Here is a 15,717-nt window from a genome sequence, read left to right on the forward strand (position 1 = left end):
CACAAGCTAGTAATCTGTCCCGGAAAGCAACTGTCGATGATGACAGCGAGGTGTGGCCATGACCAAGCGCAGACCACCGGGTATGAGTAACCAGGAGTGGGTCGAGTCGCAGATCCAGCTGGCGCAGAACCAGGGCGAGTTCGACAACCTGCCCGGTGCCGGCAAACCACTCAAGCTCGCCGACGGGCACGATCCGGACTGGTGGGTCAAAGACTTCATCCGCCGTGAGGATGTCGAGACCGAGGCGCTGCTGCCGCCGGCGATGCTGCTCCGCAAGGAGAAGCAGCAGGTGCACGAGAAGATCCGCGGGATGCGGCGCGAGTCCGAGGTCCGCGAGTACCTGGCCGATCTGAACAAGCGGATCCGGCTCAGCATCCGTGACACCTCCGGACCGGTCGTGCCGACAGGCCCGGTCAACGAGGACGCGATCATCGCCCAGTGGCGGATGGATCGCCCAGCGACCGAGCCCCGGTCCAAGGTCGAGGAGCACCGGCCGGCCAAGAAGAAGTCGGTCTGGCAGCGCCTGTTCAGCTGAGCAACGAGCGGGCGGCGGTCTCGATCGTCTGCTCACTGAGCAGTACGTCGTGCGCCGCCGCGCCGAGCGGGACGTACGAGTCGTAGCTCGTGACCCGGGCCAGCCGCCCGGTGTAGCCGTGGTCGATCAGCGTGGCCAGGATGCCCTCGGACACGCCGCCGGACCGCCGGGTCTCGTCCGCGACCAGCACCCGCCCGGTGATGTTTGCCTGCAGCAACAGATCCTCGACCGGCAACGGCGCCAGCCAGCGCAGGTCGAGGACGCGGACGCCCGGCACCCGGGAAGCCACCCGCAGGCTCATCGGCACGCCGTTCCCGAACGTGACGATGGTCAGCTCGGTCCCGTCGCCGTACGTCCGGCCGCGCCCGATCGGCACCGGTTCGTCCGGGTACGGCGACAGCCACTGGTCGTCGCCGTCGGCGTACAGATCGCGCCGGTGGTAGAGCGCGATCGGCTCGAGGAAGACGCTGACCGTACCGGACGATCGCGCCGCCGCCGTACATGCATGCAGCATCGCGGCCGCGTCGTCGGGCCTTGACGGTGACGCGATGACGATGCCCGGGATGTCCCGCAGTACGCCGATCGCGTCGTCGTTGTGGAAGTGGCCGCCGAAGCCCTTCTGGTACCCGTACCCGGCGATCCGCAGCACCATCGGGTTCGCGTACTGCTCCTGCGAGAAGAACTTCAGCGACGCCGCCTCGCCGCGGAGCTGGTCCTCGGCGTTGTGCAGGTAGGCGAGGTACTGGATCTCGGGGATCGGCAGCAGCCCGGACACGCCCGCGCCGAGCGCCAGCCCGAGGATCGATTGCTCGTCGAGCAGCGTGTCGAAGACGCGCGCGGGGCCGAAGACCTTCTGCAGGCCACGCGTCACGCCGTACACCCCGCCCTTGCGGCCGACGTCCTCGCCGAAGACCATCGCGTCGGGGTACGACGCGAGCACGTCGCTGAGCGCGCGATTGATCGACTGGCTCAGCGTCAACCGCTCGGTGGAGGGCGTCGGTTTAGGCAGGGCCTTGGCGACAGCCTCCGGTGCTGGGAAGCGGAGCGGGGCCGCGACGGTCTCGGCGGACGAGAGCTGCGGCAGACCGGCGACCTCGGCCGCGATCCGGAGCGCCTCGGCGTGCTTGTCCTCGTACAACTCGATGATCTCGTCGGCCGTGTAGCCGGCACCGAGCAGGTAGCGCGCCGTACCGAGAAGCGGGTCGCGTTCCTCGTCCGCGGCCAGCTCGGCGGGAGAGCGGTACGCCGTCTCGACGTCGGAGCCCGCGTGGCCGAGCAGGCGGACCGTGCGCAGGCGGAGGAAGGCCGGGCGCCGGTTGCGTCGTACGAAGGTCGCCGCCTCGGTCGCCATCGACAGGGCAGCGTCCAGGTCGGTGCCATCCGCGTCGAAGTACCGCAGGCCGGGACGGGAGCCGTACGCCTGCCGGATCCAGCCGTCCGGGGTACGCACGCTGATCCCGATCCCGTTGTCCTCGCAGACCAGCAGCAACGGCATCGGCAGACCTTGGTACGACGCGTGCAGCGCCGCGTTGATCGCACCGGTCGCGGTCGAGTGGTTCGCGGACGCGTCGCCGAAGCTGGTCACCACGATCGAGTCGGCCGGCCACGGCGACGGTACGCCGAGCTTCGCCGACCGGTTCAGCGAGAACGCGACGCCCATCGCGCGCGGCAGGTGGGACGCGATCGTCGAGGTCTGCGGGATGATCGACAGCTCGTGCCGGCCGAACACCTTGTGCCGGCCGCCCGCGATCGGCTCGGTGGTCGCAGCGGCGACGCCGAGCAGGATGTCGCGCAGGCCCTCCTTCGAGCCGCACTGGGCCGCGCGGGTCAGGTAGAAGGCGCCGGAGCGGTAGTGCAGCAGCGCCGGGTCGGTCGGCTCCAGGGCGGCGGCGACGGCCGCGTTGCCCTCGTGACCGGCCGAGCCGATCGTGTAGAAGCCGGTGCCCTGCGACTGCATCCAGCGGGCGGCGAGGTCTGCGTGCCGGCTGCCGAGCTGAGCGTCGTACAGACTGCGGAGCAGCTCTGCGTCGTGCTCCCACGGGGCCGGGGCGAGGCCGCGGACGCGTTCGGCGAAGGTCCTCATCTGATACATGATCCGTGATGACGGTCCGTGCCACAGCTCGGCCCACGGGTTTGAACAGCTCACCTGGTTGGGGCCACGCTGGACGGGGAACGGTGCCGATGGCTCGTTCGTTCGTCGGGGGAGGGGGATCTGGGCTGTGGTGACGGTGAGTGAGTTGCGGTGATGCATCGGTCTGCACTGGTAGAGCGAATGGGGGTCGCGGCGGGTCTCGGAATCGGGACAGCCGGGGCGCTCTGCGGTGTGCTGCTGCTGGGTCCGCTGGCCGCGTCGATCCTGCTTACCGTGGTGTTCCTGCTGGTCTGGCCGCTTGCTGCGGTGGTTAGGCATGTGGCCGACGAAGCGCCGTACGGCTCCTCGGCTGTGATCGCGGCCGCGTGCGCGGCGGCAGTGCTGTGCTTGCCCGGGCTGGTGCGGCTGCTCGCCTGGGGGGCGCTCGGGATTGCGGTGGCGCTGATCCTTGCCGCCTTCTTCATCGTGATCGACCTCGTCGTGCCCGACCGGCCGCCGCGCCGGCGCCGGTCCCGGAAGCAACGCACGCTGGAGCGCCTCACCGAGGCCCAGTTCCTGGACGACGAGCGGCTGATCGAGTCCCTGCAGTGCCCGCTGAGCATCGAGGAGCTCTGCGGCGTCTGGTCCGACACCGCGACGCAACTCTCCCGAGGCGCCGGCCTTCGGGACCGTCAGGCCGTCGCCGAAGTACGACGCATCTGCCTCGACGAGTTCGAACGCCGCAACCCCGGCGGCTTCCACCGCTGGCTAGACGCCGGCGCCCCAGCAAACCCAAGCCGCTACCTTCTCGGCAGCTAGGCAGCTGTCTTCTTCGTTGTCTTCTTCTTGGCCGCGGTCTTCTTCTTGGCGCGCGAGCTGCGGGTCTTGCGGGCTTGCTCGACGCTTGCGCGGAGGGCGGCGACCAGGTCGGTTGGGTTGGTGGCCTGCGGCTCCTCCTCGGAGTACACGATCTCCTTGCCCTGGTGCTTGGACTTGACCAGTTCCTTCACGCGCTCGGTGTAGGTGTCCTTGTAGGCGGCCGGCTTCCACTCGCCGCTCATGGCCTCGATCAGGTCGACCGCCATCGACAGTTGCTTGCCGGCGCCGGACTTGCGCGGCAGCGAGCCGAGCTCCTCGTCCGGGTCGCGGATCTCGTCGGCGAAGAACATCGTCTCGAGTACGAGCACCTGTTTGTCGGACCGGATCGCCGCCAGGTACTCCTTGCCGCGCATCACGAACTTCGCGATCCCGGCCCGGTTGGTCTTCGCCAGCGCGTCCCGCAGCAGGGCGTACGACGAGGCGTTGTCGGAGTCCGACGGCGCCAGGTAGTAGCTCTTCTGGAAGTGCATCGGGTCGATGTCGTCGAGGTCGACGAACGTGTCGATCTCCAGCGACCGCGACTTGCCCGGGGCGATGTCGTCCAGTTCGGCGGGTTCGACGATCACGTACTCGCCGCCGCCGACGTCGTGGCCCTTCACGATCTTCTCGTACGGGACCTCGCGGCCGGTGCGCTCGTTCACCCGCTTGTACCGGATCCTGTCCGACGTCCCCTTCTGGAACTGGTGGAAGTCGATCTCGTGCTCCTGGGTCGCGCTGTACAGCCCGACCGGCACCGAGACCAGCCCGAAGTTGATGTACCCGCTCCAGATCGCCCGTGCCATCGCCGGCTCCTCTCCGCGTCGGCCCGGCCGGTACCCAGTTCAGAGCCGGTTGTACCGTTTCCGCGCCTCGCGGCTTTCCTTCTGGGCTTCGCGGGCGGTGCGGCGGGCCTCGTCGAGGTCGGCGCCCAGGCGGTGGACGAGGGCTTGTGCCTCGGAGAGCGCCTCGCGGGCGTTGTCGAGCTGGGTGTCGAGGTCCTCGACCCTCGCCTCGGCCTCCTGGGCCACGGCGACTGCCTCCTCGAACGCCTGCCTGGCCTTGGCCCGCTCAGCCTCCTCGCGCTGCTTCTCCTCGCGAGCGGCCGCGGCCTCCTCGTCGGCGGCCTCCTGGGCGGCGTCCGTTTCGGCCTGCTGGGTCTTGCGGCGGTCGCGGGCGGCCTGGCGGCGTTCGTCCGTCAGCGGGGTGACGTTGGACGGTTCGCCGTTCTCGTCGACGACGCCGAAGCCGACATGCCGGAGGGCGCTGCTCAGCCGGCCCTCGCGTACCGCGTCGCCCGCGGCCGGGTCGACCAGCGCGGCGTCGAGCGTCTCGCGCAGCTTCTGGCCGACGTCCGCGCTGATCTTCTGGCCGTCCTCGCCCGCCAGCCGAGCAGCTTCCTTGGCCAGCTTGTCCAGCAGTTCGTGCCGCCTCGGCGTCAACTCCCGCAGCCGGTCGCCGTCGAGATCGGCAGTCGCCTCGCGGAACTCGTCGCCGAGCGCGAGCAGGTCGTCCAGCTCGTCCGGCGCCTTGCGGGCGACCAGGTTCGTCACCCAGGCAGCCACGGTCGGCTTGCGCATCGCCTTCAGCCGCGTCGACCCGACCGGGTCGCCGTCAGCCTTCAGCTGCTTGGCGAGCTCGTTGCGAGTAGCAATGAAGTCGGCTGCCGGCGTCGCATACAGCGCATCCGCCGCCTCCTCGAAGTCCACGGAAGCGACGCTACCGCACCTCCCTCGACTTACTACCGGTTCATCGGTACGCCGCTGGCGAGCTCGCCGCGGAGCTTCTCCAGGATCCCGCGGAGCAGGCGGGACACCTGCATCTGGCTGACCCCGAGCTCGTGGCCGATCTCCTCCTGCGTGAATCCGTTGCAGAACCGCAGCTGGAGGATGCGCTTGTCCCGATCGCCCAGGCCGGCTACAGCGGGTGTGAGGGTGTGGACGTCCTCGACCAGGTCGTAGCCGTCCTCGGCGTCGGCGACCGACTCGATCAGGCTCGTCCCGCCCTCCGGCGCACCCGGGGCGTCGAGTGAGAGCGTGCTGAAGCAGCCGCGGACCGACGCGGCCTCGGCGACCTCGGCCGGATCCGTGCCCAGCGCCGCCGCGGTCTCTTCGTCGCTCGGCACGTGACCGAGGCGCTGGATCAGCTCCGGCTCCGCTGCCGCGATGTTTCCCTGCATCTCCTGGACCCGGCGCGGCGGCCGGATCGTCCAGGCGCAGTCGCGGAAGTATCGCTTCAGTTCGCCGCGGATCGTGGGTACGGCGTACGACAGGAAGGCCGTCGATGCGTCCACGCGGTACCCGTTGGCGGCCTTCACCAGGCCCAGGTACGCGACCTGTTCGAGGTCGTCGGAGTCGACGCCTTTGCTGCGGTAGCGCGAGGCGATGGACCTCGCCACCGGGGCATTCAGCAGGATGACCTCGTCGAGGCACGCCTGATGCCGCGGATCAGGGACGGCGTCCGCCTCGAGCAGGAGCTCGTGGGTCGTGTCGGCAATGGTCTGCTTGGAGTCTTCGGCAGCTGCGGTCGTCACGGGAGAAACCTCGTCGTGTCGTCGTGCAGGTCGAGTGTTCCGGAAGCGGCGTAGCTTGACGCTATCGGCGCCCATGCACGCACCTCGCGGCACTTGCCCAGCGCCCACGATGCTCCGCATCGAGGCCACTGCTCAAGCACCGCGATGCACGCACCTGGACACCGCTATCGTTCAAGCTACGCCGCTTCCGGAACACTAGTGGCAGGGGCTGAACCACTACCTCCACCAGATCAAACTCCGCCGGAGCTTTCAAGTACCAGCCTGTTACGGGTGTTTCAAACGACTGTCGCCTGACAGTAACTGTCAGGTTTCGATGCTTGTCTTGCACCTATGAACGAGTGCTGCGCCGTCGTGGACCTGCGCCAGTACACGCTGCACCCCGGGCAGCGTGACACCTTGATCGAGACCTTCGACACGTACTTCGTCGAAGGTCAGGAGGAGACCGGGATGCATATCGCGGGTCAGTTCCGCGATCTGGACGATCCCGACCGATTCGTCTGGGTCCGCGGATTCCCGGACCTGGCCTCGCGGGCGGACGCGTTGAAGGCCTTCTATTACGGCCCGGTCTGGCGCGAGCACGCCGCGGTCGCCAACGCGACGATGATCGACTCGGACAACGCGCTGTTGCTGCGGCCGCTCCGGCTCGACGATCGTTACCCCGAGCGAGACGCTCCCCGACCGCCGATCGGCAGCACTGCTCCCGCGACCTCGATCGTCGCCGGGGCTGTCTATCACCGCGGTTCGGAGGACGACGGGTTCGTCGAGTTCTTCACCGATCACGTCGCGCCGGTGCTCACGGTCACCGGGGCCGAACCGGTCGCCGTGTTCGAGAGCTTGGTTGCCGAGAACAACTTTCCGGCGCTGCCGTTGCGGGACGAGGTGGTGCTCGCCTGGTTCGCGCGGTTCGCCGACGACGCGGCGTACGACGAGCATCGGCGAGCGCTGGCGGGATCCGGGGTGTGGCAGGAGCGGGTACTACCGGAGCTGGTCTGCCGGACCGCGGGGCCGGCGCAGGAACTGCGGCTGCGGCCGACCGCACGTTCTCAGCTGCGTTAAATACGTTGCGGGACCTGGAACGCCCAGGCATGCTGGGTTGACCGAGCGGCGGCGAACGCTGCCTGGACCTAAGGAGGGCTGACGGATGGCCATCTCTGTGCTGCGGCATGTCCGCGTCAGTTTCACCTCTAGGTTCAGGAGAACCCCAGTTGTCTGCAGAGCACGCAGTATCTGATCACGACGGCACTGATAGCTACATTCCCGACTTCGACTCCCGCTGGTCCGAACTCACCGGCGACGAGTCCCAACCGGATCCGTCCGACGCTTTCGTCTTCAAGTTCCACTCGGTCGACGAGGAACTCGGTCCGGATCAACGATGGTCCACCTGGCTGGACGTCGAGCGCGGTTCTCGCGGCCCGGAACCACGCCCCTCGTGGGTTGTGACGGAACAGGCTGCGATCGACACCGAGCTCGGCGTCCTCAAAACCGGTAAGGAAGCAGACGTCTTCCTGGTCGAACGGGCCGTCGAAGCCATCGGCGACAACCCGGGGCGATCCTCCCTGCTGGCCGCGAAGCGGTACCGCACCGAGGAGCACCGGTCCTTCCACCGCAGTACGTCGTACGTCGAAGGCCGGCGTACCCGCAACAGCCGTGACAGCCGGGCCATGCAGAAGAAGACTGCGCACGGTCGCAGCGTTGCGGCCGGCCACTGGGCGTACGCCGAGTGGGACGCGCTGAACCGGCTGTGGAAAGCCGGCGTCCCGGTGCCGTACCCGGTCCAGATCGACGGCATCGAGTTGCTGATGGAATTCATCGACGACGGTGAGGGCGGGGCCGCGCCACGGCTCGCCCAGGTCCGCCCGTCGAAGGAACTGCTCGGTCAGTACTTCGAGCAGCTCCGCGGCGGGATGCGTGAACTGGCCCGGGCCGGGCTGGCGCACGGTGACCTCTCGCCGTACAACGTCCTCGCCCAGGGGGACCGGATCGTGATGATCGACCTGCCGCAGGTGGTCGACATCGTCGGTAACCCCAAGGGTATGGACTTCCTGATGCGCGACTGCCACAACATGGCGACGTGGTTCACCAGCCGCGGGCTGGAGATCGACGATCAGGAACTGTTCGCCGATCTGCTCACGATGGTGTACTGATCGCCTCGCGCAGCAGGGGAACCAGGGGTACCAACCGGTCGGGGTGGGCATCGACGAGACCGTCGAGATGGTTGCCCGCCTCGACCCGCTGGTACGTGTGCAGACCGGTCGATCGGGCCAGCTCCGCGTACCTGTCGGACTGCGTGATCGGGAGGAGACAGTCGTACGTCCCGTGGATGCTGTGCAGCGGCTTGCCGATGTTCCCGGTCAAACCGAACCGCCGGATCGCCTCCTGTGCGTCGGGTCGTTGCGAATAGTCGTAGTCCGCCTCGCTGCCTTGGTACGACGGGTCGAGTTCGCGGATGTAGATCCGTTGGGTCAGGGTCCAGTAGACGGTGTAGTGGTACTCCCACAGGAAGTCCGACGCCGGATCGAAGCCCGGCGCCGTGACCAGCGCCGGAGATTGTTGCTCATAGCCCCTGATCGCCGACGGCAGGGCCGAGAGCGGATTCAGGTCCGAGCTCCACAGCGTGCCTTCCAGGTCGACGCCGCGGGTGTAGAGCTCGGGATGGTTCTCGAGTTGCCACCGCACCAGGTAGCCGCCGTTCGACGCGCCGGCGGCGATCACCTCGTCGGCCGGCTGTCCGTAGTGCTTCTCGACCGTTTCCCGGGCGGCGCGGGCCAGCTCGGTCACGCGTTCGTTCCACTCGACCAGCGCATCGCCCGGCTGTTTGCTGTCCTTGTAGAACTCGATACCGGTGTTGCCCTTGTCGGTGCAGGCGTACGCGTATCCGAGTGAGAGCACATGGTCCGAAATGGCCAGGTCGTTCGAGTACTGCGCTCGCACGCCGGGGGCACCTGAGACGACAAGCCCGCCGTTCCACTCGCGCGGCAGCCGGATGACGAACTGCGCGTCGTGGTTCCAGCCGTGGTTCGTGTTCGTGTGCGAGGTGTCAGGGAAGTACCCGTCGATCTGGGTCCCCGGCACGGCCGGCACCGTCGGCAGACCGGCGTGGGTGACGCCCACGTAGTCGGCCGGGTTGGTGTGGCCGGACGCGACGGTGCCGGTCGTGGTCAGGTCGTCGAGGTGAGCGAGCTCCTCGTACTCCGCGCCCGGGACCGTCACGAGACCGCTTTGGCCGCGGCGCGTCCCGCCGTACGGCCGGTGAAGAGGCAACCGCCGACGAACGTGCCCTCGAGCGAGCGGTAGCCGTGGACACCGCCGCCGCCGAAGCCCGCGACCTCGCCGGCCGCGTAAACGCCGGGGAGCGGCGTGCCGTCATCCCGCAGTACTCGCGAATCCAGGTCTGTCTGCAGGCCGCCGAGGGACTTGCGGGTCAGGATGTTCAGCCGTACGGCGATCAGCGGGCCGGCCTTCGGATCGAGGATCCGGTGCGGTGACGCGACCCGGATCAGCTTGTCGCCGCGGTAGTTGCGGGCACCGCGCAGCGCGGTCACCTGCAGGTCCTTGGTGAACGTGTTGGTCAGCTCGCGGTCCCGCGCGACGATCTGGCGCTCGAGGTCGTCGAGGTTGATCAGGTTCTCGCCGGTCAGGTCGTTCATCCCGCGGACCAGGTCAGGAAGGTTGCTGCGGACAACGAAATCGGCGCCCTTGTCCATGAACGCCTGCACCGGCGCGGTCGCCCCGCCACGAGCCCGGCCGAGCACACCCTTGATGTCCTTGCCGGTCAGGTCCGGGTTCTGCTCCTGGCCGGAGAGGGCGAACTCCTTCTCGATGATCTTCTGCGTGAGCACGAACCAGGTGTAGTCGTACCCGGTCGTCATGATGTGCTCGAGCGTGCCGAGGGTGTCGAAGCCGGGGAACAGCGGCACCGGCAGTCGCTTGCCGGTGGCATCGAACCAGAGCGACGACGGCCCCGGCAGGATCCGGATGCCGTGCATCGGCCAGATCGGGTCCCAGTTCTGGATGCCTTCGGTGTAGTGCCACATCCGGTCGCGGTTCACGTACCGGCCGCCGGCCTGCTCGGTGATACCGAGCATCCGCCCGTCGACATGCGCCGGCACTCCGCTGATCATCCGCTTCGGCGGCTCGCCCATCCGCTTCGGCCACTGCGACCGGACCAGGTCGTGGTTGCCGCCGATGCCGCCCGACGTGACGATCACGGCCTGCGCCGACAGCTGGAAGTCGCCGACCTCGACCCGCGAGCTCGACACCCCACGCGGTACGTCGCTGGGCTCGAGCACCTTGCCCGCGACCCCGTCGACGACCCCGCCGGTGACGGTCAGCTCGTCCACGCGATGGCGGAACCGGAACTCGACCAGACCCTTCGCAACGGCCTCCCGGACCCGCCGCTCGAACGGCGCGACCAGCGCCGGACCGGTGCCCCAGGTGATGTGGAAGCGCGGCACCGAGTTCCCGTGGCCGTCGGCGTTGTACCCACCCCGCTCAGCCCAGCCGACGACGGGGAAGAACCGCACGCCCTGTCCGTGCAGCCACGGACGCTTCTCGCCGGCGGCCCAGTCGACGTACGCCTCGGCCCATTGCCGCGCCCACTTGTCCTCGTCGTCCAGCCGGTCGAATCCGGCCGAGCCGAGCCAGTCCTGCATCGCGAGGTCGCGGGAGTCCTTGATGCCCATCCGCCGCTGCTCTGGAGAGTCGACGAACAGCAGCCCGCCGAACGACCAGAACGCCTGCCCGCCCAGAGACGCCTCCGGCTCCTGGTCGAGCAGCAACACTTTCCGCCCCGCATCGGCCAGCTCCGCAGTCGCAGCCAGCCCCGCCAACCCCGCTCCGACCACGATCACATCAGCGTCCATGTCGACCATGTATAGCGCACTTGCGAAGATGTGGCAGTGACGATCCTTTCTGCGCAAAACCTCGTACTTCCCGCAGCTTCGCTCGGTCCGGAGAACCCGCTCGCGCCGCTCCGGACACAGCGCGAACCGCATCAGGTCGAGAACATCGCCGACCTTCCCGACGAGCTCCGGGAGAACATCGAGTACGGGCGTCTGCACAGCCCGCTCCCGTGCCTGAACCAGGACGGGTACGACCGCACGCTGGCCGAGACCTCGCTCCCGGCGCTCGTGCTCGAGAACGACCACCTGCGCGCGACCGTCCTCCCGAGCCTCGGCGGCCGGCTGTACTCGATCGTCCACAAGGCCACCGATCAGGAACTGCTCTACCGCAACCCGGTGTTCCAGCCCGCGAACCTTGCCCTGCGCAACGCCTGGTTCGCCGGCGGCGTCGAGTGGAACGTCGGCAGCACCGGCCACTGGACCGGCACCTGCGTGCCGATGCACGCCGCCCGCGTCGAAGGCCCGGACGGTACGTCGATCCTGCGCCTGTGGGAGCTTGAACGGACCCGCAACCTCGTCACCCAGCTCGACTTCTGGCTGCCCGCTGACTCCGAGTTCCTGTACGTCGGCGTCCGGCTGCAGAACCCGTCCGACGTCGAGGTCCCGGCGTACTGGTGGTCGAACATGGCGGTCGCGCAGACGCCGGACACTCGCGTGCTGGTGCCGGCGGACCAGGCGTGGCGGTTCGGGTACGGGAGCCGGCTCGATCTGATCGACGTCGACACCGACCTCACCTATCCGATGCGGCATCCGCAGGCTGTCGACTACTTCTTCGAGCCGATGGCGGAGGAGCGCTCGTGGATCGCTTCAGTGGACGGCTCAGGGGCCGGCTTGGTGCAGGCGTCGACCGAGCGGTTGCAGGGGCGGAAGTTGTTCGTCTGGGGTCAGGGGGATGGTGGGCGGCGGTGGCAGGAGTGGTTGTCGCCTGGTCTCTCAACGGATGGGTACGCCGAGATTCAGGCGGGGCTCGCGCGGACGCAGATGGAGCACCTGAAGCTGCCCGCACGCACCGAGTGGCACTGGATGGAGGCGTACGGGCGTCTCTCGATGGAGGCCGGTGCTGCGCATTCCGAGGACTGGCAGACAGCTCGATCAGCGGGGGCTGCTGCGTTGGGTCCGGTGCTGGACGGGTTGGGGGACCGGGAGACCGCGTGGGTCGGTGTTGTGGATGCTCCTCCGGTAGAACGGCTCGCGGTGGGGTCGGGGTGGGGAGCGTTGGAACTGGCCCGGACTGGATGGACAGTGTCAGCAGGTACACCGTTCGAAGACGACATGATGACCGCCCGGGAACGGGCTTGGCTGCCCCTACTCGAGGGGCGGTTGCCGGCCGTTGACGGCGTACCGGATGGGACGTTGGTGGCTTGGCGCGAACTGCTGGAAGCGGCCGAAGATAACTGGCTGGTTTGGTATCACAGGGGAGTCGCCCGGCATTACTACGGTGATGTCGACGGCGCGATCGACGCGTGGAAGCGGTCCGGCGAGAAAGCCTGGGCGCTGCGCAACCTCGGCCTGGTGACGGGCGATCTGTCGTATTACGAACACGCCGTCGATTTGCTGCCTGGCCTGGTTCCGTTGGTGGTTGAGGCGGTAGCGGCCGCCCTCGACTCCGACGCCGCACGGGCGGAACGGCTGCTCGAGCACGCCCCGGACGACCCGCGGATCCAGCTCCTCCGCGTCCGGCATGCCCTGGACACTGGCGATCCGGCTGCGGCACACGACCTGCTGGCCGCCGGTATCCAGCTGGCGACGGTCCGTGAAGGCGCGAATCCACTCACCGACTACTGGGTCGCCGCCGAACAGGCACTCGGCACAGAGCGGCCGGTACCGCCGCAGTACCAGTTCGGAATGGGCGGAATCTGACAACTTCAGGTCAACTCTACCTCTAGCAACACCGCTCCACCGGGCTCTACCATGATGCTGTAGAAAAGAATTTGTACTTACCTGGAACCAAGTGGAATCCGGTGGCGTCTCACCGGTGTGCGGCGAAGGCCGCGCGAGGCAGGAACGACAACAACGACCGCGTCGCTCGCGGGCGGCGCGTCGGGGGTGAGTGCCATGTTGACGATCGTTGTACTAGGTGGGTTCGGCCTGGTGCTGGTGGTTGCAGCTTTCATCGTGACCGATGTTCTGGCCGGAATCCGGCGGAACGAACCCAGCGGCACGGAAGAGAAGACCGCGGGACGAGTGATCCGGGTGCGTGGCCCGGTCCGCGGCCAACTGGAGAGCGGTGCCCCGGCCGTCTACACCGAGGTCATCGTCGAGTACTACACCCGTCGGGGCGAGGGACCGTACGAGGTCGCCCGCAAGTTCCCGGTCGGGAGCAGGATTACTTACGCCAAGGGTGACCGGGTGATCGTCGCGTACGACGTCCGGACTCCCCGCCGGGCCCGTCTGGCCGGCCGGGTCAGCCACTGGCCGGCCCTGGGGCTGCCTTCCGCAGCTCGGGCGGCCTGACCGTTCATCCTGCTTGAGCCACCCCCGGCTCAAGCAGGGAGATGAGGGGCGAGCAGGTTGTACAGCACCGGCCGGCCCTGATCCAGCACGTACTCCGCCTCGTCCGCGGACAACCGATCCGCCAGATGAGCCAGCGACTCGCCCATCGCGATGCTGAGCGTGACGGCCAGGCGGAAGTCCCGCGAGTCCCGCGCGCCGAACCGCGCCGCGAGCAGCTCCGCGAACTCACCGGCGTGCTGATCGTCGAACTCGCCCGGCTTCGACTCCAGCTCCGGATCGCCGAGCCCGCTCAGCACGACCGCCTTGAACCCCGGATCGGTCCGGTGCATCTCCCGGAACGTGTCCAGCGTGACGTCGACCGCCGCGCGCCAGCTCGACACGTCGGCCAGCCGCTCGCTGACCGCCTCGGTGTAGCGCGCCTGGTTCCGCCGCTCGATCGCCTGGATCAGGCTGCGCTTGTCCGGAAAGTACCGGTACACGCTGCCGACCGCGATCTCGGCCCGTTTCGCGATCCCGCTCGTCGATGCCGCGTCGTACCCGCGCTCGACGACCTCGGCACAGGCCGCGTCGAGGATCCGCTCGACCTGCCGGCTGGCCCGGTCCTGGGTCGGCGTACGGCGGAGCGGATACGCCCCCGAAGTCACCATGTCGCTCATTGTCCATCTTCCGGGGGGACAACGTTGCCACCTTCCTATGACAGATTGCCCTCAATCGCAGTCGACGGAGGGGACGCTTTCGCATGCGCATCAGCAGAACCGCGGTGGCCGGCCTGGCTTCGGTGGCCCTCGCCGCGTCCGGGGTCGCCGGTACGGCGGTCAGCAAGCACGACTCGCACGGCGGGGACAACCTGCGGCTGAACCAGATGCAGGTGGTCGGCTCGCACAACTCGTACCACCGGGAGCTCAGCCCGAACGAGCAGAAGGTCCAGCAGCAGCAGAACGCCGGCTCGGTCGACCTCTGGTACTCGCACGCTCCGATCTCCCAGCAACTCGAGGACCAGAACGTCCGCGCGCTGGAGCTGGACCTGTACCCGGACCCGCAGGGCGGCCTGTACACGTACCCGCTGATCCGGAAGCTGACCGGCCAGGGACCGCTGACCGACCCGGCGATGGCCAAGCCCGGGATCAAGGTCATGCACATCCCCGACTTCGACTACAACACCAACTGCGACACGTTCGTGCTGTGCCTGGAGCAGGTGAAGACCTGGTCCGACGCGCACCCGAGCCACGTGCCGATCGCGATCAACCTCGAACTGAAGCAGTCCGACCCGAACGTGGTCGCGGCCGGCGGCGTCGTCGCGCCGCCGTGGGACGCGGGCAACCTGGACGGCGTCGACACCGAGATCCGCTCGGTGTTCAAGGAGAACGAGATCCTCACGCCGGACGACGTACGCAAGCCCGGCCTGACGCTCGAGAAGTCCGTGCTGACCAAGGGCTGGCCGAAGCTGAAGGACGTCCGCAGTCAGGTGATGTTCTACTTCGACAACGGCGGACCGGGCGCGATCCGCGATACCTACACCGCCGGCAAGCCGAACCTGGAGGGCCGGGCAGTCTTCACCCGCGGGCCGGAGGGTGCACCGGACGCAGCGGTCACCGAGGTGAACGACCCGCGCGGTACGGGCCAGGCCGAGATCCAGCGGCTGGTTCGCAAGGGCTACCTCGTGCGGACCAGGTCCGACGAGCCGATGGCAACGATCCGCGACAAGGACTACACGCGGCTCGGGATCGCTCTGGACAGCGGTGCGCAGTGGGTGACCACGGACTTCCCGGTCGCCGGTATGGCTGCCCGCTACGACAGCGACTTCGTCGCGAAGCTGCCCGGGCACACTCCCGTACGATTCAATCCCGTCACCGCAACCGCGAAGACGGCTGTCTCGGAAGGGTGAGCTGAACATGTCGGAGCACGTGGTCGATGTGAGTTGGAGCCGTGGCGAGTACGACTTCGCCTACGACAGCTACAACCGCGACCATGAGTGGCGCTTCGACGGCGGCATCACGGTGCCCGGTTCGGCGAACCCGAAGTACCTGGGCAACCCGGGCCCGGTCGACCCGGAGGAGGCGTTCGTGGCGGCCCTGTCGTCCTGCCACATGCTCACCTTCTTGTCGATCGCGGCCCGGAAACGCCTGGTAGTCGACGCCTACGACGACCACGCAGTCGGCGTAATGGCCCCGAACGCCGCAGGCCGGCTGGCGATCACGCAGGTAACCCTGCACCCCAAGATCGTCTGGAACGGCCCGGAGCCGGACGCCCAGACGATCGAGAAGATCCACCACCTGTCCCACCAGGAGTGCTTCATAGCAAACTCGGTAACCACCGAGATCACCGTCGCCGTTTGACCTTCTCCAGAACCGGAACGAAGCAGACAAAA

At 68.0% G+C, this 15,717-nt stretch carries 15 protein-coding genes; 8 read left to right on the forward strand and 7 right to left on the reverse strand.

What is annotated here, in order from left to right:
• Window positions 1-58 precede the first annotated feature (58 nt).
• Window positions 59-535 carry a DnaJ family domain-containing protein gene (locus tag EV645_RS24235; RefSeq protein ID WP_130446231.1) on the forward strand — a complete coding sequence of 159 codons (477 nt, stop codon included), beginning with the start codon at window positions 59-61 and terminating at the stop codon, window positions 533-535.
• Here the strand turns inward: EV645_RS24235 and EV645_RS24240 are convergent.
• The gene (locus tag EV645_RS24240; protein WP_242000612.1) at window positions 528-2,618 is read right to left on the reverse strand and encodes a thiamine pyrophosphate-dependent enzyme; all 2,091 of its coding nucleotides are present in this window, start codon (window positions 2,616-2,618) and stop codon (window positions 528-530) included. The genes EV645_RS24235 and EV645_RS24240 overlap by 8 nt on opposite strands.
• Before the next feature lie 189 nt (window positions 2,619-2,807).
• Here EV645_RS24240 and EV645_RS24245 point away from each other — a divergent pair, with 189 nt between their 5' ends.
• Window positions 2,808-3,425, forward strand: coding sequence for a hypothetical protein (locus tag EV645_RS24245; RefSeq protein ID WP_242000613.1), 618 nt, complete (start codon window positions 2,808-2,810; stop codon window positions 3,423-3,425).
• Here EV645_RS24245 and ku read toward each other — a convergent pair.
• Genes ku through EV645_RS24260 form a run of 3 tightly spaced genes read right to left on the reverse strand, consistent with a single transcriptional unit; the run spans window position 3,422 to window position 5,994 of the window.
• On the reverse strand, window positions 3,422-4,267 hold the full coding sequence (gene ku / locus EV645_RS24250) for a non-homologous end joining protein Ku (protein ID WP_130446234.1): 846 nt from the start codon (window positions 4,265-4,267) through the stop codon (window positions 3,422-3,424). The two genes, EV645_RS24245 and ku, sit on opposite strands and share 4 nt — an antisense overlap.
• 39 nt (window positions 4,268-4,306) lie before the next feature.
• Entirely contained in the window at window positions 4,307-5,170 is an 864-nt protein-coding gene (locus tag EV645_RS24255; RefSeq protein WP_130446235.1) for a hypothetical protein, read from the reverse strand.
• 32 nt (window positions 5,171-5,202) lie between these two features.
• Entirely contained in the window at window positions 5,203-5,994 is a 792-nt protein-coding gene (locus EV645_RS24260) for a sigma-70 family RNA polymerase sigma factor (RefSeq protein ID WP_242000614.1), read from the reverse strand.
• Window positions 5,995-6,324: 330 nt separating this feature from the next.
• Between EV645_RS24260 and EV645_RS24265 the strand changes: the two genes are divergently transcribed.
• Both EV645_RS24265 and EV645_RS24270 read left to right on the forward strand, forming a co-directional pair.
• Window positions 6,325-7,050 (forward strand): NIPSNAP family protein, encoded by a 726-nt coding sequence (locus EV645_RS24265; protein WP_130446237.1) that lies wholly within the window; start codon window positions 6,325-6,327, stop codon window positions 7,048-7,050.
• 149 nt (window positions 7,051-7,199) lie between these two features.
• Window positions 7,200-8,138: a serine protein kinase RIO gene (locus EV645_RS24270; protein WP_242000615.1), complete on the forward strand. Its 939-nt coding sequence runs from the start codon at window positions 7,200-7,202 to the stop codon at window positions 8,136-8,138.
• Here EV645_RS24270 and EV645_RS24275 read toward each other — a convergent pair.
• Window positions 8,122-9,204 carry an alpha/beta hydrolase family protein gene (locus tag EV645_RS24275; protein ID WP_242000616.1) on the reverse strand — a complete coding sequence of 361 codons (1,083 nt, stop codon included), beginning with the start codon at window positions 9,202-9,204 and terminating at the stop codon, window positions 8,122-8,124. The genes EV645_RS24270 and EV645_RS24275 overlap by 17 nt on opposite strands.
• The gene (locus EV645_RS24280; protein WP_198681810.1) at window positions 9,201-10,856 is read right to left on the reverse strand and encodes an FAD-binding dehydrogenase; all 1,656 of its coding nucleotides are present in this window, start codon (window positions 10,854-10,856) and stop codon (window positions 9,201-9,203) included. Before EV645_RS24280 ends, EV645_RS24275 begins: the two co-directional genes overlap by 4 nt.
• A 36-nt stretch (window positions 10,857-10,892) precedes the next feature.
• Between EV645_RS24280 and EV645_RS24285 the strand changes: the two genes are divergently transcribed.
• On the forward strand, window positions 10,893-12,755 hold the full coding sequence (locus EV645_RS24285; protein ID WP_130446241.1) for a DUF5107 domain-containing protein: 1,863 nt from the start codon (window positions 10,893-10,895) through the stop codon (window positions 12,753-12,755).
• Window positions 12,756-12,950: 195 nt separating this feature from the next.
• A complete protein-coding gene (locus tag EV645_RS24290; RefSeq protein WP_242000617.1) occupies window positions 12,951-13,349 on the forward strand; it encodes a DUF3592 domain-containing protein in 399 nt (132 codons plus the stop codon).
• Between the two features lie 29 nt (window positions 13,350-13,378).
• On the opposite strand, the gene EV645_RS24295 is transcribed toward EV645_RS24290, so the two are convergent.
• Window positions 13,379-13,996 carry a TetR/AcrR family transcriptional regulator gene (locus EV645_RS24295; protein ID WP_130446242.1) on the reverse strand — a complete coding sequence of 206 codons (618 nt, stop codon included), beginning with the start codon at window positions 13,994-13,996 and terminating at the stop codon, window positions 13,379-13,381.
• 92 nt (window positions 13,997-14,088) lie between these two features.
• Here EV645_RS24295 and EV645_RS24300 point away from each other — a divergent pair, with 92 nt between their 5' ends.
• Together EV645_RS24300 and EV645_RS24305 are read left to right on the forward strand one after the other, a co-directional pair.
• The gene (locus tag EV645_RS24300) at window positions 14,089-15,234 is read left to right on the forward strand and encodes a phosphatidylinositol-specific phospholipase C1-like protein (RefSeq protein WP_130446243.1); all 1,146 of its coding nucleotides are present in this window, start codon (window positions 14,089-14,091) and stop codon (window positions 15,232-15,234) included.
• A 7-nt stretch (window positions 15,235-15,241) separates the two neighbouring features.
• Window positions 15,242-15,685, forward strand: coding sequence for an OsmC family protein (locus EV645_RS24305; protein WP_130446244.1), 444 nt, complete (start codon window positions 15,242-15,244; stop codon window positions 15,683-15,685).
• Window positions 15,686-15,717: the final 32 nt, after the last annotated feature.

The sequence above is a fragment of the Kribbella rubisoli genome (assembly GCF_004217145.1).
Taxonomy (GTDB): Bacteria; Actinomycetota; Actinomycetes; order Propionibacteriales; family Kribbellaceae; genus Kribbella; species Kribbella rubisoli.